Annotated in this window: 14 protein-coding genes; 8 read left to right on the plus strand and 6 right to left on the minus strand. The window is 68.5% G+C overall.

Features of this window, described 5'->3' with window-relative positions; genetic code table 11:
* The first annotated feature begins 8 nt into the window (after positions 1–8).
* The gene (locus tag AC1HFW_RS00685) at positions 9–953 is read left to right on the plus strand and encodes a CysB family HTH-type transcriptional regulator (protein ID WP_006389315.1); all 945 of its coding nucleotides are present in this window, start codon (positions 9–11) and stop codon (positions 951–953) included.
* A gap of 233 nt (positions 954–1186) precedes the next feature.
* Positions 1187–1510, plus strand: a complete 324-nt coding sequence (locus AC1HFW_RS00690; RefSeq protein WP_035361296.1) for a DUF2325 domain-containing protein — start codon at positions 1187–1189, stop codon at positions 1508–1510.
* A 201-nt stretch (positions 1511–1711) separates the two neighbouring features.
* Here AC1HFW_RS00690 and AC1HFW_RS00695 read toward each other — a convergent pair whose 3' ends face one another.
* Complete coding sequence (locus AC1HFW_RS00695) at positions 1712–2371, minus strand: C40 family peptidase (protein WP_061072156.1); 660 nt, start codon at positions 2369–2371, stop codon at positions 1712–1714.
* 313 nt (positions 2372–2684) lie between these two features.
* Here AC1HFW_RS00695 and AC1HFW_RS00700 point away from each other — a divergent pair, with 313 nt between their 5' ends.
* From AC1HFW_RS00700 to ltaE, 6 genes are all read left to right on the plus strand, one after another.
* Positions 2685–4574 carry a propionate--CoA ligase gene (locus AC1HFW_RS00700; protein WP_479281525.1) on the plus strand — a complete coding sequence of 630 codons (1890 nt, stop codon included), beginning with the start codon at positions 2685–2687 and terminating at the stop codon, positions 4572–4574.
* A complete protein-coding gene (locus AC1HFW_RS00705) occupies positions 4571–4978 on the plus strand; it encodes a heme-binding protein (RefSeq protein WP_006393507.1) in 408 nt (135 codons plus the stop codon). The genes AC1HFW_RS00700 and AC1HFW_RS00705 overlap by 4 nt, the downstream gene beginning before the upstream one ends.
* On the plus strand, positions 4975–6315 hold the full coding sequence (locus tag AC1HFW_RS00710; protein ID WP_116520172.1) for an MFS transporter: 1341 nt from the start codon (positions 4975–4977) through the stop codon (positions 6313–6315). Before AC1HFW_RS00705 ends, AC1HFW_RS00710 begins: the two co-directional genes overlap by 4 nt.
* 267 nt (positions 6316–6582) lie before the next feature.
* Positions 6583–8562, plus strand: a complete 1980-nt coding sequence (acs, locus tag AC1HFW_RS00715) for an acetate--CoA ligase (RefSeq protein WP_006393509.1) — start codon at positions 6583–6585, stop codon at positions 8560–8562.
* 137 nt (positions 8563–8699) lie between these two features.
* On the plus strand, positions 8700–9587 hold the full coding sequence (locus AC1HFW_RS00720; protein ID WP_085943745.1) for a DMT family transporter: 888 nt from the start codon (positions 8700–8702) through the stop codon (positions 9585–9587).
* A gap of 42 nt (positions 9588–9629) precedes the next feature.
* Complete coding sequence (gene ltaE / locus AC1HFW_RS00725; protein WP_061072152.1) at positions 9630–10640, plus strand: low-specificity L-threonine aldolase; 1011 nt, start codon at positions 9630–9632, stop codon at positions 10638–10640.
* A 63-nt stretch (positions 10641–10703) separates the two neighbouring features.
* Here ltaE and aptA read toward each other — a convergent pair whose 3' ends face one another.
* The 5 genes from aptA to AC1HFW_RS00750 form a co-directional block, all read right to left on the minus strand.
* A complete protein-coding gene (aptA, locus tag AC1HFW_RS00730; protein WP_479281526.1) occupies positions 10704–12032 on the minus strand; it encodes an omega-aminotransferase AptA in 1329 nt (442 codons plus the stop codon).
* 167 nt (positions 12033–12199) lie between these two features.
* Entirely contained in the window at positions 12200–13081 is an 882-nt protein-coding gene (locus tag AC1HFW_RS00735; protein ID WP_479281527.1) for a GntR family transcriptional regulator, read from the minus strand.
* A gap of 130 nt (positions 13082–13211) precedes the next feature.
* The gene (locus AC1HFW_RS00740) at positions 13212–13556 is read right to left on the minus strand and encodes an antibiotic biosynthesis monooxygenase family protein (protein ID WP_006393514.1); all 345 of its coding nucleotides are present in this window, start codon (positions 13554–13556) and stop codon (positions 13212–13214) included.
* On the minus strand, positions 13553–14686 hold the full coding sequence (locus AC1HFW_RS00745; RefSeq protein ID WP_479281528.1) for a cytochrome P450 family protein: 1134 nt from the start codon (positions 14684–14686) through the stop codon (positions 13553–13555). Before AC1HFW_RS00745 ends, AC1HFW_RS00740 begins: the two co-directional genes overlap by 4 nt.
* Before the next feature lie 72 nt (positions 14687–14758).
* A complete protein-coding gene (locus AC1HFW_RS00750; RefSeq protein WP_479281529.1) occupies positions 14759–15607 on the minus strand; it encodes an NAD(P)H-binding protein in 849 nt (282 codons plus the stop codon).
* Positions 15608–15619: the final 12 nt, after the last annotated feature.

Here is a 15619-nt window from a genome sequence, read left to right on the forward strand (position 1 = left end):
GCCAATTCATGAACCTGCAGCAATTTCGTTTCGTGCGCGAAACCATCCGGCGCGACTTCAACCTGACCGAAGCCGCCCGGATGCTCTATACCTCCCAGCCGGGCGTGTCCAAGGCCATCATCGAGTTCGAGGACGAACTCGGGATCAAGATCTTCGAACGCCATGGCAAACGCATCAAGGGCCTGACCAAGCCCGGCCTGGCCGTGTCGCAGGTGATCGACCGCATCATGCGCGAAGTCGACAACCTCAAGAAGGTCAGCGACGAATTCGCCCGCCGCGACGAGGGCGGCCTGGTGATCGCCTGCACCCACACCCAGGCGCGCTACCTGCTGCCGCGCGTGATCCCGGCGTTCCGCAAGCAATTCCCCAAGGTGCACCTGTCGCTGGCCGAAGGCAGCCCCGCGCAGCTGGCCGAAATGGTGCTGCACGAGCAGGCCGACCTGGCCCTGGCGACCGAGTCGCTGGCCCTGACGCCCGGCCTGGCGACGCTGCCCGTGTACGCCTGGGAGCACACCGTGGTGGTGCGGCCCGACCACCCGCTGGCCGAGCTGACCTCCAGCGCCGCCAAGCGCCTGTCGCTGGCGCAGCTGGCGGAATACCCCATCGTGACCTATGACCGCGCCTTCACCGGCCGCAGCACGATCGACGAGGTCTTCGCCAACCAGGGCATCCATCCGGACATCGTCCTGGAAGCCATCGACGCCGACGTGATCAAGACCTACGTCGACGTCGGACTGGGCATCGGCATCATCGCCGGCGTGGCCTACGATCCGCGGCGCGATTCGAGCCTGGTGGGCCTGCCGGTGGGGCACCTGTTCGGCACCCATACCACCCGCGTCGGCGTGAAGGCCGGCGTGTTCCTGCGCGACTACGTCTACACGTTCCTGGAGATGCTGGCGCCGTCCCTGACGCGCGCGGTCGTGACCGAGGCCGTGCAGGGAACGCCGAAGTAGGCGGGCCCATGACGAGCGCCGTCGCAGTCGGACGAGAGGAAGCGGTTCCCCTGGCGGGGAGCCGCTTTTTTTCTGGAGGCACGGGGGCGGGGAAGGGCGCGCGCAGGGTGTCTCGCTATCCCTTTCCATAAGCTCATAAAAAATATTAAATAAGAACTGATCTCATTTGAGTTGACTAAAAAATAGGAATCATTATCATTACATCCAGTCTCAACGACCCAGTGAGGTTAAACATGACGGCAGGATTGAGTGCAGTGGTAGTGGGCGCCGACAGGCTCGGCAACATTCCGGATCTGCTTAAAGGACACAACATCTCGATCACGCACCACATCAGTGGCCGTGATCCCTCGCATCAGAAGAAGACGTTGCAACTGCCCTCGGGCACCCAGCTGGTCATTTTGCTGACCGATTTCCTGGGCCACAACGTCATGAAGACCTTCCGCAACGCGGCGCAGCGCGGTGGCATCCGCGTCGTGGCTTGTCGCCGTTCGGTGTGCAGCATGCAGCAGGCCCTGCAGCAGTGCGGCCTGTGCAGCCGGGGCGCCGCGGTCCACTGACACCGCCGTGCCACGCCGCCGCCAACACTGAAAACTGGGGAGGCCGAAACGGCCTGCGGCCCCAGGGCCGCGAAGAGGAATGAAAAACGCCGCCGGACTGGATAGTCCGGCGGCGTTTTGCTGTCCGTGTCCGATTGCGTGTGACGATCGCGCCGTTTGGAGGATGGCCGCATCGCGGCCGGCGCGTCACACTGCGGGAGGTCAGTTGGCCGCGCGGGCGCTGGCCACCAGGCCGTTGTCCAGGCGGCGGGCGCCGTTGTAGCGCTTGCTCCAGTAGGCCATGGTCATGTTTTCGACCCGCACCACGCCGCCCGCGCTGGGCGAGTGCACGAAGCGGTCGTCGCCCAGGTAGATGCCCACGTGGGAGTAGCGGCGGCCCAGGGTGTTGAAGAAGACCAGGTCGCCGGCCTTGAGCTCGTTCTTGGCGACGGAAATGCCCTGCTGCGCGATTTCGGCGGCGTTGCGGGGCAGCTTCAGGCCCAGCGAACGTTCGGCGGTGTAGGCCACCAGGCCGCTGCAATCGAAACCGGTATCGGGGGAGTTGCCGCCGAAGCGATAGCGGATGCCCAGGTAGTTCAGGGCTTCGCTGACCATGGCGTTGTCGCTGCTGACTTCGCTGTGGTTGCGCTGGCGGTCGCGCTTGAATTTCTGTACCACCAGCATGCCGATGGGATCATCGGCGGTGGCGACCCATTCCGTCTCGTAGGGATCGATCTCGGACGTATAGGCGGTGGATTTTTGAGAGGTGTTCGCACAACCCGCCAGACCCGCGACGCACGCCGCCAGCGCCAGCAAACGCAGACCGCGGTTTGCCTGGCCAGAGGATGAATTCAGTCGCGCGCTTTTGGAGTGTCGATGCATTCGCCTGGGGATGGTTGCGTCTTGTTTCGCGCATTCCAGGAAATAAAGCGTCAAAAACGCTAAAAAACACCTGAATAGCGGGAATCAAGCAGCGAACCAACAGATATGTTGTCTACAACTTCGCGGGGATTCTACCAAACTTTTAAGACTGGTTCGTTACTGTAACCAGTCCGGCGCCCGTGCGGCGTAGACGCGTGGCAGAATTTTTTGACCTGCGGCAAGCCTCATGCAAGGTTTGCCCACCAGAATGACCAAAGGATTCGAAAAGAAAGCAATCAGCCATACGGCGTATGCACAATAACAGGAGACAAAAATGCAAAAAACCAGGGATTTCCATTACCGCTCGGTGCACGACCGCGACGCCTTCTGGCGCGAAGAGGCGGGCAGGGTGCACTGGGAGACGCCGTTCGAGTCAGTCCTGGATTTTTCCCGGCCGCCCTTCGCCAAATGGTTCGTGGGCGGCAGGACCAACCTCTGTTACAACGCCGTGGACCGCTGGCTGCCGACCCAGGCCGACAAGCCGGCCCTGATCTGGGTATCGACCGAAGTCGAGCGCGAGCGCGTCTACACCCGCCAGGACGTCTATGACGAAGTGAACGCGGCCGCCGCCATGCTGCAGGACCTGGGCGTGGGGCGCGGCGACCGGGTGCTGCTGTACATGCCGATGGTGCCCGAGGCGGTCTTCACCATGCTGGCCTGCGCCCGCATTGGCGCGGTGCATTCGGTGGTGTTCGGCGGCTTCGCCTCGGTCAACCTGGCGCAGCGCATCGACGATGCCGCGCCCAAGGTGGTGGTGTGCACCGACGGCGGCTCGCGCGGCGGCAAGGTGGTGCCCTACAAGCCGCTGCTGGACCGGGCGCTGGCGTTGTGCAAGACGCCGCCGGCCTCGGTGGTGGTGTTCGACCGCGGCCTGGCGCCGTTCGAGCCGGTCGCCGGCCGCGACCTGGACTACGCCACCCTGCGCGCGGCGCAGCGCGGCGTCCACGTGCCGGTGGCCTGGCTGGAATCGTCCGAGCCCAGCTACATCCTGTACACGTCCGGCACCACCGGCAAGCCCAAGGGCGTGCAGCGCGACACCGGCGGCTACGCGGTGGCGCTGGCGTCGTCGATGGAATACCTGTTCAACGGCAAGGCCGGCGATACGTTCTTCTGCACCAGCGACATCGGCTGGGTGGTGGGGCACTCCTATATTGTGTATGGCCCGCTGATCGGCGGGCAGGCCACGGTACTGTACGAGGGCACGCCGGTGCGCCCGGACGGCGCCATCCTGTGGAAGCTGGTGGAGCAGTTCGGCGTCAACACGCTGTTTTCGGCGCCGACCGCGGTGCGGGTGCTCAAGCGCCAGGATCCGGCTTTGCTCAGGAAGCACGACCTGTCCACGCTGCGGGCGGTATACCTGGCCGGCGAACCGCTGGACGAGCCGACCGCGCACTGGATCTCGGAGGGGCTGGGCAAGCCCATCATCGACAACTACTGGCAGACCGAATCCGGCTGGCCGATCCTGTCGGCCCAGCCCGGCGTCGAAAAGGTGCCGACCCGTTTCGGCAGCCCGTCGTTCCCGGTCTACGGCTTCGATGCGCGCATCGTCAGCGAATCCAGCGGCGAGGACCTGGGGGCGGACCAGAAGGGCGTGGTGGCCATCGTGCCGCCGCTGCCGCCGGGCGCCATGTCGACCATCTGGGGCGACGACGAGCGCTTCGTGCAGACTTACTTCACCTCGATTCCCGGCCGCCAGGTGTATTCCACCTTCGACTGGGGATTGGTCGACGCGGACGGATACTGGTTCATCCTGGGGCGCACCGACGACGTCATCAACGTCGCCGGCCACCGCCTGGGCACGCGCGAGATCGAAGAGTCCGTCAACAGCCACAATGGCATCGCCGAATGCGCGGTGGTGGGGGTGGCGGACGCGCTCAAGGGCCAGGTGGCGATGGCGTTCGCGGTGCTGAAGAATCCGGCCGCGGCGGAAACGCCGGAAGGCGCAAAACAGCTGGAAGCGGATATCATGCGGCTGGTGGAAGATCAGCTGGGAGCGGTGGCGCGACCCGCCCGGATCCGGTTCGTGGGCGCGCTGCCCAAGACCCGTTCCGGCAAGGTGTTGCGCCGCGCGATCGTCGCGGTATGCGAAGGCCGCGATCCCGGCGACCTGACCACCATCGAGGATCCCACCGCCCTGGAACAGATCAAGGAGTCGCTGCAATGAACACCAAACCCGTGCTGAACGCCGAAGACGTCAAGAAAATCCTGGCCGCGGCCGAAGCACACGCCCTGCAGAACAAGTGGGCCGTCACCATCGCCGTGTCGGACGATGGCGGCCACCTGCTGGGCATGCTGCGCCTGGACGACGCTGCGCCCATTTCCTCGCACATCGCGCCGGCCAAGGCCAAGACCGCGGCCCTGGGCCGCCGTGAATCGCGCGTCTACGAGGAAATCATCAACAATGGCCGCTACTCCTTCCTGTCGGCCCCGCTGATCGAAGGCATGCTGGAAGGCGGCGTGCCGATCACGGTCAACGGCCAGGTGGTCGGCGCGGTCGGCGTGTCGGGCGTGAAGTCCACCGAGGACGCCCAGATCGCCCAGGCTGGCATCGCCGCGCTGGGCCTGTGAGCCAGGAAACGCCGCGGCCGGCGCCCGAAGGCGCCGCCGCGTCCGCCGGCGGGGAGGCGGACAGGAGTCCGCTGAACCCCGGCGTGGCCAAACGCGAAGTCTGGGCCTGGGCCATGTACGACTTCGCCAATTCCGGCTACACCACCGTGATCCTCACGGCGGTGTTCAGCACCTATTTCGTCGGCGTGGTCGGCGGCCGCGCGCCGTGGGCCACGCTGGCCTGGACCGCGGCGCTGTCGCTGTCCTATCTGCTCATCATGCTGACGATGCCCACGCTGGGCGCGCGCGCCGACGCCCGCGCCGGCAAGCGGCGGCTGCTCTATACCAGCACCATCGGCTGCGTGGCCGCCACCCTGGTTCTGACGCAGGCCGGGCCGGGCGACGTCTGGCTGGCGCTGGCCGCCATCGTCGTGTCCAACTATTGCTATTGCGTCGGCGAGTCCGTGGTGGCGGCGTTCCTGCCCGAACTGGCCAAGCCGTCGGCGCTGGGCCGGGTGTCGGGCTGGGGCTGGAGCTTCGGTTATTGCGGCGGCATGCTGACGCTGGGCCTGTCGCTGGTGGTGGTGAAGCTGGCCGAGGCCGACGGGCTCGATGCCGAACATTTCGTGCCGCGCGTCATCCTGGTGACCTGCGCGGTGTTCGCGCTGGCGGCGCTACCGTCGTTCTTCCTGTTGCGCGAGCGCGCCCGGCCTTCCGGCAAGGCGCAGGAGACGCTGGCCATGCTCAAGCGGCTGGCCTACGCCTGGCGCGAGACCGGCCAGCATTTTCCCGAGTTCCGCCGGCTGCTGATGTGCATCGCCTGCTATCAGGCGGGCATCTCGGTCGTGATCACGCTGGCGGCGGTGTATGCCTCCGAGGTCATGGGCTTCACCACGCCGCAGATCATGCTGCTGGTGTTCACCGTGAACATCGGCGCGGCGGCGGGCGCGTTCTCGTTCGGCTACGTGCAGGACCGCATCGGCCACAAGCCGGCGCTGGCGATCACGCTGTGTGGCTGGATCCTGATGGTGCTGGTGGCCTATGCGGCCGTGACCGCGCCGGTGTTCTGGGTGGCCGCGACGCTGGCCGGACTGTGCATGGGCACGACCCAGAGCGCGGGCCGCGCCATGACCGGCGCGCTGGCGCCGGCCGGACGCCTGGCGGAATTCTTCTCGCTCTGGACCTTCGCGGTGCAACTGGCGGCGGTCATCGGCCCGCTGACCTATGGCCTGGTGACCTGGGCCACGCACGGCAACCATCGCCTGGCGATCCTGGTGACCGGGCTGTTCTTCGTCGGCGGCCTGATCCTGCTGTCGCGCGTGGACATGGCGCGCGGCCTGGCGCGCCGCACGGCGTAAGGGCGCGTGCGGCCGTGGCAACTGATATTCTTATGAAGTCCCGACCATCGCCGCGCCGCCTGCCGGCGGGCGAAGGCCGGCGGGTTGCGTATTGCGCTGTCAGTTGTCGATGCCGTTGCCGCCACGATTGGCGCACGTTCTTGCGGAATACGGGCTTATGGCCCGTATTTTGCGTAAGGTGCCCGTAAGAGCGTGGCGATACGGTTGCGAGTGGGCAGTTAGATAAAAACGGCATCAACAACAGAATCACAGATTGGAGACAAGATCATGTCGAATGCTATTGAGTCCGTACTGGTGGAAACCCGGGTCTTCCCGCCGCCGGAGCGCGCGGCGAAGGGCGCCGCGATTCCCAGCATGGACGCGTACAACGCGCTGTGCGCGCAGGTCGAGAAGGACTTCGACGGTTTCTGGGCCGGCCAGGCCCGCGACAACCTGCAGTGGACCAAGCCGTTCACCGAGGTGCTGGACGAATCCAACGCGCCGTTCTACCGCTGGTTCGGCGACGGCGAACTGAACGTCTCGGCCAACTGCCTGGACGTGCACCTGACCAACGGCAACGCCGACAAGACCGCCATCATCTTCGAAACCGATGATGGCAAGGTCGACAAGGTCACCTACCGCGAACTGCTGGCGCGCGTGTGCCGCTTCGCCAATGGCATCGCCAAGCTGGGCTACAAGAAGGGCGACCGCGCCATCATCTACATGCCCATGTCGATCGAAGCCGTGGTGGCCATGCAGGCCTGCGCGCGCCTGGGCGTGACGCACTCGGTGGTGTTCGGCGGCTTCTCGGCCAAGAGCCTGCAGGAGCGCATCGTCGACGTCGGCGCCTCGCTGGTCATCACCGCCGACGAGCAGGTGCGCGGCGGCAAGACCATCCCGCTCAAGCCGGCGGTGGAAGAAGCCATCGCCATGGGCGGCTGCGAAGCCATCAAGCACGTCATCGTCTATCGCCGCACCGGCGGCAAGGTCGCCTGGAACGAAGGCCGCGACCTCTGGATGCACGACGTCGAGGCCGGCCAGGCCGACACCTGCGAACCGGTGCCGGTCAACGCCGAGCACCCGCTGTTCATCCTGTACACCTCGGGTTCCACCGGCAAGCCCAAGGGCGTGCAGCACTCGTCCGCCGGCTACCTGCTGTGGGCGCTGCTGACGGTCAAGTGGACCTTCGACGCGCGCAAGGACGACGTCTACTGGTGCACGGCCGACGTGGGCTGGGTCACCGGCCACACGTACATCACCTACGGCCCGCTGGCCGCCGGCCTGACGCAGGTGGTGTTCGAGGGCGTGCCGACGTTCCCCAACGCCGGCCGCTTCTGGGACATGATCGCGCGCCACAAGGTCACCACCTTCTACACCGCGCCGACCGCGATCCGCTCGCTGATCAAGGCCGCCGAGGCGGCGCCCGAGACCCATCCGTCCAAGTACGACCTGGACAGCCTGCGCATCATCGGCACGGTGGGCGAGCCCATCAACCCCGAGGCCTGGATCTGGTACCACAAGAACATCGGCCGCGAGCGCTGCCCGATCGTCGATACCTGGTGGCAGACCGAGACCGGCGGCCACATGATCACGCCGCTGCCGGGCGCCACGCCGACCAAGCCGGGTTCGTGCACGCTGCCGCTGCCGGGCATCGCCGCCGCCATCGTCGATGAGACCGGCGGCGACGTCGACCAGGGCAACGGCGGTTTCCTGGTGATCAAGCGTCCGTGGCCCGCGATGATCCGCAACATCTGGGGCGACCCGGAACGCTTCAAGAAGAGCTACTTCCCGCCGGAACTGCGCGGTTACTACCTGGCCGGCGACGGCGCGCAGCGTGACGCGGATGGCTACTTCTGGATCATGGGCCGCATCGACGACGTGCTCAACGTGTCGGGCCACCGCCTGGGCACGATGGAAGTGGAATCGGCGCTGGTCGCGCACGAACTGGTGGCCGAGGCCGCCGTGGTCGGCCGTCCCGACGACACCACCGGCGAGGCCGTGGTGGCCTTCGTGGTGCTCAAGAGCGCCCGTCCCGAAGGCGCCGAAGCGCAGGCCATCGCCAAGACGCTGCGCGACTGGGTCGCCAAGGAGATCGGCCCGATCGCCAAGCCCAAGGACATCCGCTTCGGCGACAACCTGCCCAAGACCCGTTCCGGCAAGATCATGCGCCGCCTGCTGCGCGTGGTGGCCAAGGGCGAGGAAGTGACGCAGGACGTGTCGACGCTGGAAAACCCCGCGATCCTGGAACAGCTGTCCAAGCCGTTGTAATGCGGCGCGCGCCGTCCGTCATGCGGACGGCGTGGACGGTTCCCGGCCCGACGGGAGCATAATGCGAGATGCCCATGCCGGTTTGCCGGCATGGGCATCGTCGTTTTTCCTTTCCCACTTCCACCGGAGACGCCGCCGTGAGCCGCAGCAGTTTCGATCGCGCAGGGCTTGCCCTGATGTTCAGCACCATCGTCGTCTGGGCGGGCAGCTGGATCGCGATGAAGCTGATCGTGCCCTACATCGGCCCCTTCGATTTCGTGGCGTTGCGCTACGTGACCGGCGCGCTGGTGCTGTTCGCGCTGGCGGCCGCGACCCGGCGGCCGCTGGCCCTGCCGCCCTGGAAGCTGACCCTGCTGATCGGCCTGACCCAGACCGCGGGCTTCCAGGGCTTCGTGCAGACGGCGCTCGTGTCCGGCGGCGTCGGCAAGGTGTCATTGATGGCCTACACCATGCCGTTCTGGGTGGTGCTGTTCGCCTGGGGCCTGCTGGGCGAGCGGCCGACGGCGCGCCATGGCATCGGCATTGGCCTGGCCGCGATCGGCCTGGTGCTGTTCATCGAACCCTGGCATGGCGTGGGCGAAATGCGGCCGGTGCTGCTGGGGCTGGGCAGCGGCCTGTGCTGGGGCGTGGGCACGGTGCTGTCCAAGCGCATGTTCGAGCGCCACGCGCCCGACGTGATGACGTTCACCGCCTGGCAGATGCTGTTCGGCGGCCTGGTGATGACGCCGGTGGCCTGGCTGGTGCCGCAGATCGCGCCGCAATGGGGCTGGCAGCTGTGGACCGGCATGACCTATATCGTGCTGATCGCCACCGCCGCCGGCTGGTTGTTGTGGCTGCAGGTGGTGCGGCGCGTGCCGGCCTCCATCGCGGGCCTGTCGAGCCTGGGCGTGCCGGTGGTGGCGATGCTGATGGCCTGGGCGGTGCTGTCCGAACGCCCGTCGCCGGTCGAGCTGGGCGGCATGGCCCTGATCCTCGCCGGTATTTTTGTCGTGAGCCGCGCGGCGCCCGCCGCGCGCGCGGGCTGACCGGCCCGCTTACCGGATTCCGTTTTCCTTCAAGGAAGCTTCATGATCGATTTGCGCAGTGATACCGTCACCCGGCCGTCCCCGGCCATGTTGCAGGCCATGGTCAGCGCGCCGCTGGGCGATGACGTGATGGGCGACGACCCCACCGTCATCCAGTTGCAGCAGGCGGTCGCCGAGCGCGCGGGCAAGGCCGCGGGCCTGTTCTTCCCGTCGGGCACGCAGAGCAACCTGGCCGGCCTGATGGCCCATTGCGAGCGCGGCGACGAGTACCTGGTGGGCCAGCAAGCCCACACCTACAAGTACGAGGGCGGCGGCGCGGCGGTGCTGGCCAGCATCCAGCCCCAACCCATTGAACACGCCGAGGATGGCTCGCTGCCGCTGGAAAAGCTGGCGGCGGCGGTCAAGCCCGAAGGCGATCCGCACTTCGCCCGCACCCGCCTGCTGGCGCTGGAGAACACCTTCCACGGCAAGCTGATCCCGGCGGACTACGTGCGCGCCGCGACCGACTGGGCCCGCGGCCAAGGCCTGGCCACGCACCTGGACGGCGCGCGCGTGTTCAACGCCGCCGTCGCCAGCGGCAAGCCGCTGGCCGAGATGTGCCAGCCGTTCGATTCCGTGTCGATCTGCTTTTCCAAGGGCCTGGGCGCGCCGGTCGGTTCGGTGCTGGTGGGCAGCGCCGAGTTGATCGCCCGCGCGCGCCGCTGGCGCAAGGTGCTGGGCGGCGGCCTGCGCCAGTCGGGCGTGCTGGCCGCGGCCTGCCTGTATGCGCTGGAGCACAACGTCGAGCGCCTGGCCGAAGACCACGCCAACGCGCGCCTGCTGGCCGACGGCCTGCGCGGCATTGCTGGCGTGACGGTCTTGAGCCAGGACACCAACATGGTGTTCGCGGAATTCGAGCCGGCGCGTTGCGAGGCGCTGACCGCCGCGCTGGCGGCCGACGGCATCCTGATGCGCGCGGTCTATGGCGGCCCGACGCGCCTGGTGACGCACCTGGACGTGTCGAGCGCCGACGTGCGCCGGGTGGTCGAGGCCGTCGCTCGCCACCTGGGGTGAGCGGCTGCGGCATGGCCGGCCCGCATGGGGCCGGCCACGCCGACATGAGGCCGACGCGGCGCGTCAGTCCGCGGCGCGCAGCGCCTCAGCCAGCGCGGAGAACAGCTCGTCGATCTGCGCGGGCTCGATGATGAGCGGCGGCGACAGCAGCATGGTGTCGCCCGCCGAGCGGATCAGGCAGCCGCGTTCCAGGCAGGCCTGGTGCACGGCATAGCCGCGCTGCCCCGGCTTGCCCGCGAGCGGCGCCAGTTCGATCGCGGCCAGCAGGCCGATGTTGCGGATGTCCAGCACGTGCGGCAGGCCCTTCAGGCCGTGGGCCGCGTCTTCCCAATAGCGCCATAGGTCGCGGCTGCGCTGGAACAGGCCGTCGCGGCGGCAGATGTCCAGCATCGCCAACCCGGCCGCGCAGGCCACCGGGTGGCCCGAGTAGGTGTAGCCGTGGGCCAGCTCGATGGCGCTGTCCGGTCCCTGCATGAAGGCGTCGTAGACATGCTGGCGCACCAGCGTCGCGCCCATCGGAATGGCGCCGTTGGTCAGCCCCTTGGCGCTGGTGATGAGGTCGGGCGTGACGCCGAAATGCGTCGAAGCGAAGGCGCCGTCGATGCGGCCGAAGGCGCAGATCACCTCGTCGAAGATCAGCAGGATGCCGTGCGCGTCGCAGATCTGCCGCAGTTTCTGCAGATAGCCGCGCGGCGGCACCAGCAGGCCGGTCGAGCCGGCCACCGGTTCGACGATGACGGCGGCGATAGTGGAGGCGTCGTGCAGCGCGACGATGCGTTCGAGCACGTCGGCCAGGTGCGCGCCCCAGTCGGGTTGGCCGCGGGTGTAGGCCATGCGCTCGCGGTCATAGGTATGCGGCAGGTGGTCGACGTAGGGCAGCAGGTTGCCGAACGGCTTGCGATGGCCGCCGATGCCCGAGACCGACAGGCCGCCGAACCCCACGCCGTGATACGACCGCTCGCGACCGATCAGGCGCACGCGCTGGCCTTCGCCGCGCGCGCGGTGATAGCCCAGCGCGATCTTGAGGGCGGTATCGACGGCCTCGGATCCGGAGTTGGAAAAAAATACATTGGAAAACCCGGCGGGCGCCTCCTCGCACAGCTTTTCGGCCAGCTCGAACGCCAGCGGATGGCTCATCTGGAACGACGGCGCGTAGTCCAGCTCGTAGGCGGTGCGCGCGATGGCCTCGACGATTTCGGGCCGGCGATGGCCGGCGTTGACGCACCACAGGCCCGCGATGCCGTCCAGCACGCGACGGCCGTCCGGGCGGATGTAGTGCATGCCCTCGGCCGCGCTGAACAGCAGCGGGTCGCGCTTGTAGCGCCGGTTGGCGGTGAACGGCATCCAGAAGGCATCGGCGTTGATCGGCGTGGCGGGGGCGGGCGAGGTCATGGGCGTCCTGTCGGGAGGAGTTGGGGTTCGCCTATTTTGTATTAATAAGAATAAAAATACAATTCAAGGCAAAACCCTCCCAGGCCGATGGGCGCGAGAAAGCGACCCCGGTCAATGGGCATGGCGAGGCAAAGGCAGGGAAAGTCGCCGCGTGGCGGCGGCGCGGATCAGGATTGCTGCTGCGAGGTCTTCAGGTGGCGGCGCATGAGCTGCGAGGCCCATTCCTGGTCGCCGGCTTCAAGAGCCTCGATGATCCGCAGGTGCTCGTTGCTGGAATTGACGAAGCGCGCGTCGCGGTAGAACGCGGCGTGTTCCTCCAGGCGGCGCAACTGGTTCTGCTGCTGCACCGCCTGCAGGATGTAGCGGTTGCCCGAGAAGCGCGCCAGCATTTCATGGAACGAGGCGTTCAGGCTGAAGAACTCGGTGGCGGAGATGTCGGCGTCGTCGCGCTGGATCAGCGTCTCATGCGCGGCCCGCATGCGCGCCAGGGCGTCGCGGTCGAGCTTGAAGGAGGGCTCCAGCAGGCCGGCGCATTCGATCGTCATGCGGAACCGGTAGCTCTCGTTGAGCGCCTCGCGGTTCTCCAGCGACGGCGCGAACTGCCAGCCGTGGCCCTTGCGCTTTTCGATCAGGCCGTCGGCCGACAGTTGCAGCAGGGTCTTGGCCAGCACGCTGCGCGGCGCGGGATAGCGTTGCAGCAGTTCGCGCTCGGTGAACTGGTCGGGCAGCGCGCGCGTGGCGCGGTCGTCGATCAGGCGGCGATAGAGTTCGTTCTGGGTCGGCACGGCGCCGGCGATGGCGGGCGTGGCCAGCGCGGCGTTCTCGGCCACGGTGTAGCCGCTGTTGGGCCGATGCGTGATCAGGCCTTGCGCCGCCAGCAGCCGCAGGGCGCCCCGCACCGGCGTACGCGACACCTCGTAGCCCGCGGCCAGCGCTTCCTCGGACAGGTGGGCGCCGGGCGCATAGCGCCGGGCCACGATGTCCTGCGCAATCAGGCGCGCCAGATCGACTTGCAGCGGGGTGGGGCGGGCGTGAGCGGCAGTGGGCATGAATGGGCGCGGGAGCGGCGGTGGAGCAATGGTAACGGACAGATGGGCCGCCGTAATCGGCCCAACTGTAACGCGGCGCGCCCGCCCGTGGTGGCCGCGCGGCCGGGCCCGGGGAGGGACCGGCGCCCGCTCAGCCGTGGCGCGCGCGGCTGTCGCCCGGGGCCTGCTCGCGCTCCTGCATGCCGTAGTCGCGCAGCACCTGCGCGACGCGCAGGCGATAGTTGGCGAACACGCCGCCGCGCCCCGCCTCCTGCGCGCGGCGGTGCGAGTCCAGCGTGCGCCAGCGCCTGACCGCGTCCTCGTCGCGCCAGAACGACAGCGACAGCAGCTTGTCCGGCGTGCTCAGGCTCTGGAAGCGTTCGACGGAGATGAAGCCGTCGATGGCCTTCAGTTCGTCGATCAGGCCCGCGGCGATGTGCAGATAGGGCGCGGGGTTGCCGTCGGTGGGTTCGACTTCGAATATCACGGCGATCATGGGGTGGGCTCCTCGGTGAAATCAAATTGGGGAATCCGGGCATTGGGCAGCGGGCGGTAGCGCGCGCGCCCCGCCAGGGCGCGGCCATCGACGCCGGCCCGCAGCAGGTGGACCAGCGCGCCCGCCGCGTGCCGCCGCGCCAGGTCGCGGCCGGGGCAGGCGTGGCCCAGGGCGCCGAAGGTCCAGTGCGCGTCGGGTTGCGCCATGGCCGCGGCGGCCAGCACCAGCAGCACCGTGGCGCCGGCCTCGAGACGCTGGCCATCGAGGTCGATGGCCTCGGCCAGGAAGCGGCGGGTGTTGTGGATGGGCGGATCTTCGCGCAGCGTCGCGTCGACCAGCGCCAGGGCCTGCGCGACCGTCAGGTCGGCCGCGGCGCCATGACGGCCGGCCCGCAGCAGCGCGTTGCCGAGCAGGCCGGCGCCGGCGTCACAGGATTGGAACAGCAGCCCCGCCAGGTTGGCGGCCAGCAGCGCCGGCTCCAGCCCGGCGTCGATCCCCTGGCGCCGCAATTCGCGCAGCGCCGGGGCGGCGGCGGGATCGTCCAGGTGGGCGCGCAAGCGCGCGGCCAGCCGTTCGGCGGCCGCGTGCCCGGCCGCGATCCGGGCACGCGGCGCGGCGGGCGGCAGGGCCGCCAGGAAGTCGCCTATATCGCGCGCACAGTTCGTCGCGAGGGCATCGGGCAGGCCGATGAAACAGGCCTGCGCCAGCACCGGCGCGGCAGACAGGAAGCGGTCGATGGCGGCGGCATCGGGTGTCCGCGTCGAAGCCTGCCCCGCATCCAGCCGCGGCCACGCGGGATCGCGCGCCTGCCGCGCCTGTTGCGCGAGGAATTCGCTCAGCAAGGGCTTGAGCAGGACTTGCGACGGTCCGTCGTTCATGCGCAGGAAGCGGCCGAACAACTGGCCTGCCGGGCCCACCGCGATGCCTCGCGGCACCGGCTCGGCGACAGGACGCACGCGGGCGGCGGGATGGCGCATGAGCGCCAGGATCGCCCGCGGCCCGCTGGCGACCCACAGGCCCAGCCGCGCGTCGTGGTACAGCGGCCGGTCCCTGGCCAGCGCGGCGTAATAGGGATAGGGGTTGGCGTGCGTCACCGCCTGGAGCGGATCGAGCGGGGAGAGGATGGACATGGCGGCGTGGGAGCGGGTCTGGGCAAGCCAGTATCGCCGCGTCACGCCGCCGACGATTCGGTGTCGGTCGAACTATGCCGGCGAGGCCGCGTCCGCCAGCAGCGCGGCGTAGCCGGCGCGCGAGTCGGGCCATCGCAGCGCCAGGCCGCTGGCGCGCAGACGGGCGTTGCTGAGCTTCTTGCTGCCGATGCCGGCGGGCGCGGGGCCTTCGGCCGGGGCCGGCGCGCCGATCATGCGCGCCAGGTCCGCATACAGTTCATGCAGCGGCAGCGGCGTGTCGTCGCAGCCGATGTAGACCGGTTGCGCCGCGGGCAGCAGCGCCACGTGCGCGATGGCGGCGGCGGCGTCGTCGATGTGGATGCGGTTGGCCCAGTGCGGCGGCTGGCTCGGCGCGCGCGCGTCGCCGGCGCGCAGCCGTTCGATCAGCTGCAGGCGGCCGGGGCCGTAGAGGCCGGCGAAACGCAAGGTGGTGTGCGGTAGCGCCTGCGCGGCCAGCAGCGCTTCGGCTTCCAGCAGGATGCGGCCATTGAAGCCCTGCGGCGCGGGCGGGGTGTCTTCGGTGACCCAGTCGCCATGGTGTTCGCCATAGACCGCGCTGGAGGACACGAACACGATGCGTTCCACGCGCGACGTGTCGAGCGCGTCCAGCGCATGCTTCAGGCCGTCGACGAACACGCCGCGGTACGCGGCCGGATCGCGCGCGCCGGCGGTGGCGACGTGGATGACGCGGGTGATGCCGGCCGGCAAGGCCGGCAGGCCATCGGGGCGGGTGATGTCGCCTTGCAGCCAGCGGATGCCGCTGGCGTCGCCCGCGGGGGGATGGCGGCGCAGCGCGTGGACCTCGTCGCCGCGCGCCAGGAAGCGGCGCGCGGCGCGTTGGCCGAGATCGCCGCAGCCGATGAAGAGCACGCGTTCAGCCATCGCCCGCGACCT

Source organism: Achromobacter sp. ISS7 (genome assembly GCF_056523125.1).

What these genes read in the sequence shown, in the direction of transcription:
- AC1HFW_RS00685 (WP_006389315.1), top strand. Translation starts at nt 9, where the DNA reads ATGAACCTGCAGCAATTTCGTTTCGTGCGCGAAACCATCCGGCGCGAC.
- AC1HFW_RS00690 (WP_035361296.1), top strand. Translation starts at nt 1,187, where the DNA reads ATGACGGCAGGATTGAGTGCAGTGGTAGTGGGCGCCGACAGGCTCGGC.
- AC1HFW_RS00695 (WP_061072156.1), bottom strand. Translation starts at nt 2,371, where the DNA reads ATGCATCGACACTCCAAAAGCGCGCGACTGAATTCATCCTCTGGCCAG.
- AC1HFW_RS00700 (WP_479281525.1), top strand. Translation starts at nt 2,685, where the DNA reads ATGCAAAAAACCAGGGATTTCCATTACCGCTCGGTGCACGACCGCGAC.
- AC1HFW_RS00705 (WP_006393507.1), top strand. Translation starts at nt 4,571, where the DNA reads ATGAACACCAAACCCGTGCTGAACGCCGAAGACGTCAAGAAAATCCTG.
- acs (WP_006393509.1), top strand. Translation starts at nt 6,583, where the DNA reads ATGTCGAATGCTATTGAGTCCGTACTGGTGGAAACCCGGGTCTTCCCG.
- ltaE (WP_061072152.1), top strand. Translation starts at nt 9,630, where the DNA reads ATGATCGATTTGCGCAGTGATACCGTCACCCGGCCGTCCCCGGCCATG.
- aptA (WP_479281526.1), bottom strand. Translation starts at nt 12,032, where the DNA reads ATGACCTCGCCCGCCCCCGCCACGCCGATCAACGCCGATGCCTTCTGG.
- AC1HFW_RS00735 (WP_479281527.1), bottom strand. Translation starts at nt 13,081, where the DNA reads ATGCCCACTGCCGCTCACGCCCGCCCCACCCCGCTGCAAGTCGATCTG.
- AC1HFW_RS00740 (WP_006393514.1), bottom strand. Translation starts at nt 13,556, where the DNA reads ATGATCGCCGTGATATTCGAAGTCGAACCCACCGACGGCAACCCCGCG.
- AC1HFW_RS00745 (WP_479281528.1), bottom strand. Translation starts at nt 14,686, where the DNA reads ATGTCCATCCTCTCCCCGCTCGATCCGCTCCAGGCGGTGACGCACGCC.
- AC1HFW_RS00750 (WP_479281529.1), bottom strand. Translation starts at nt 15,607, where the DNA reads ATGGCTGAACGCGTGCTCTTCATCGGCTGCGGCGATCTCGGCCAACGC.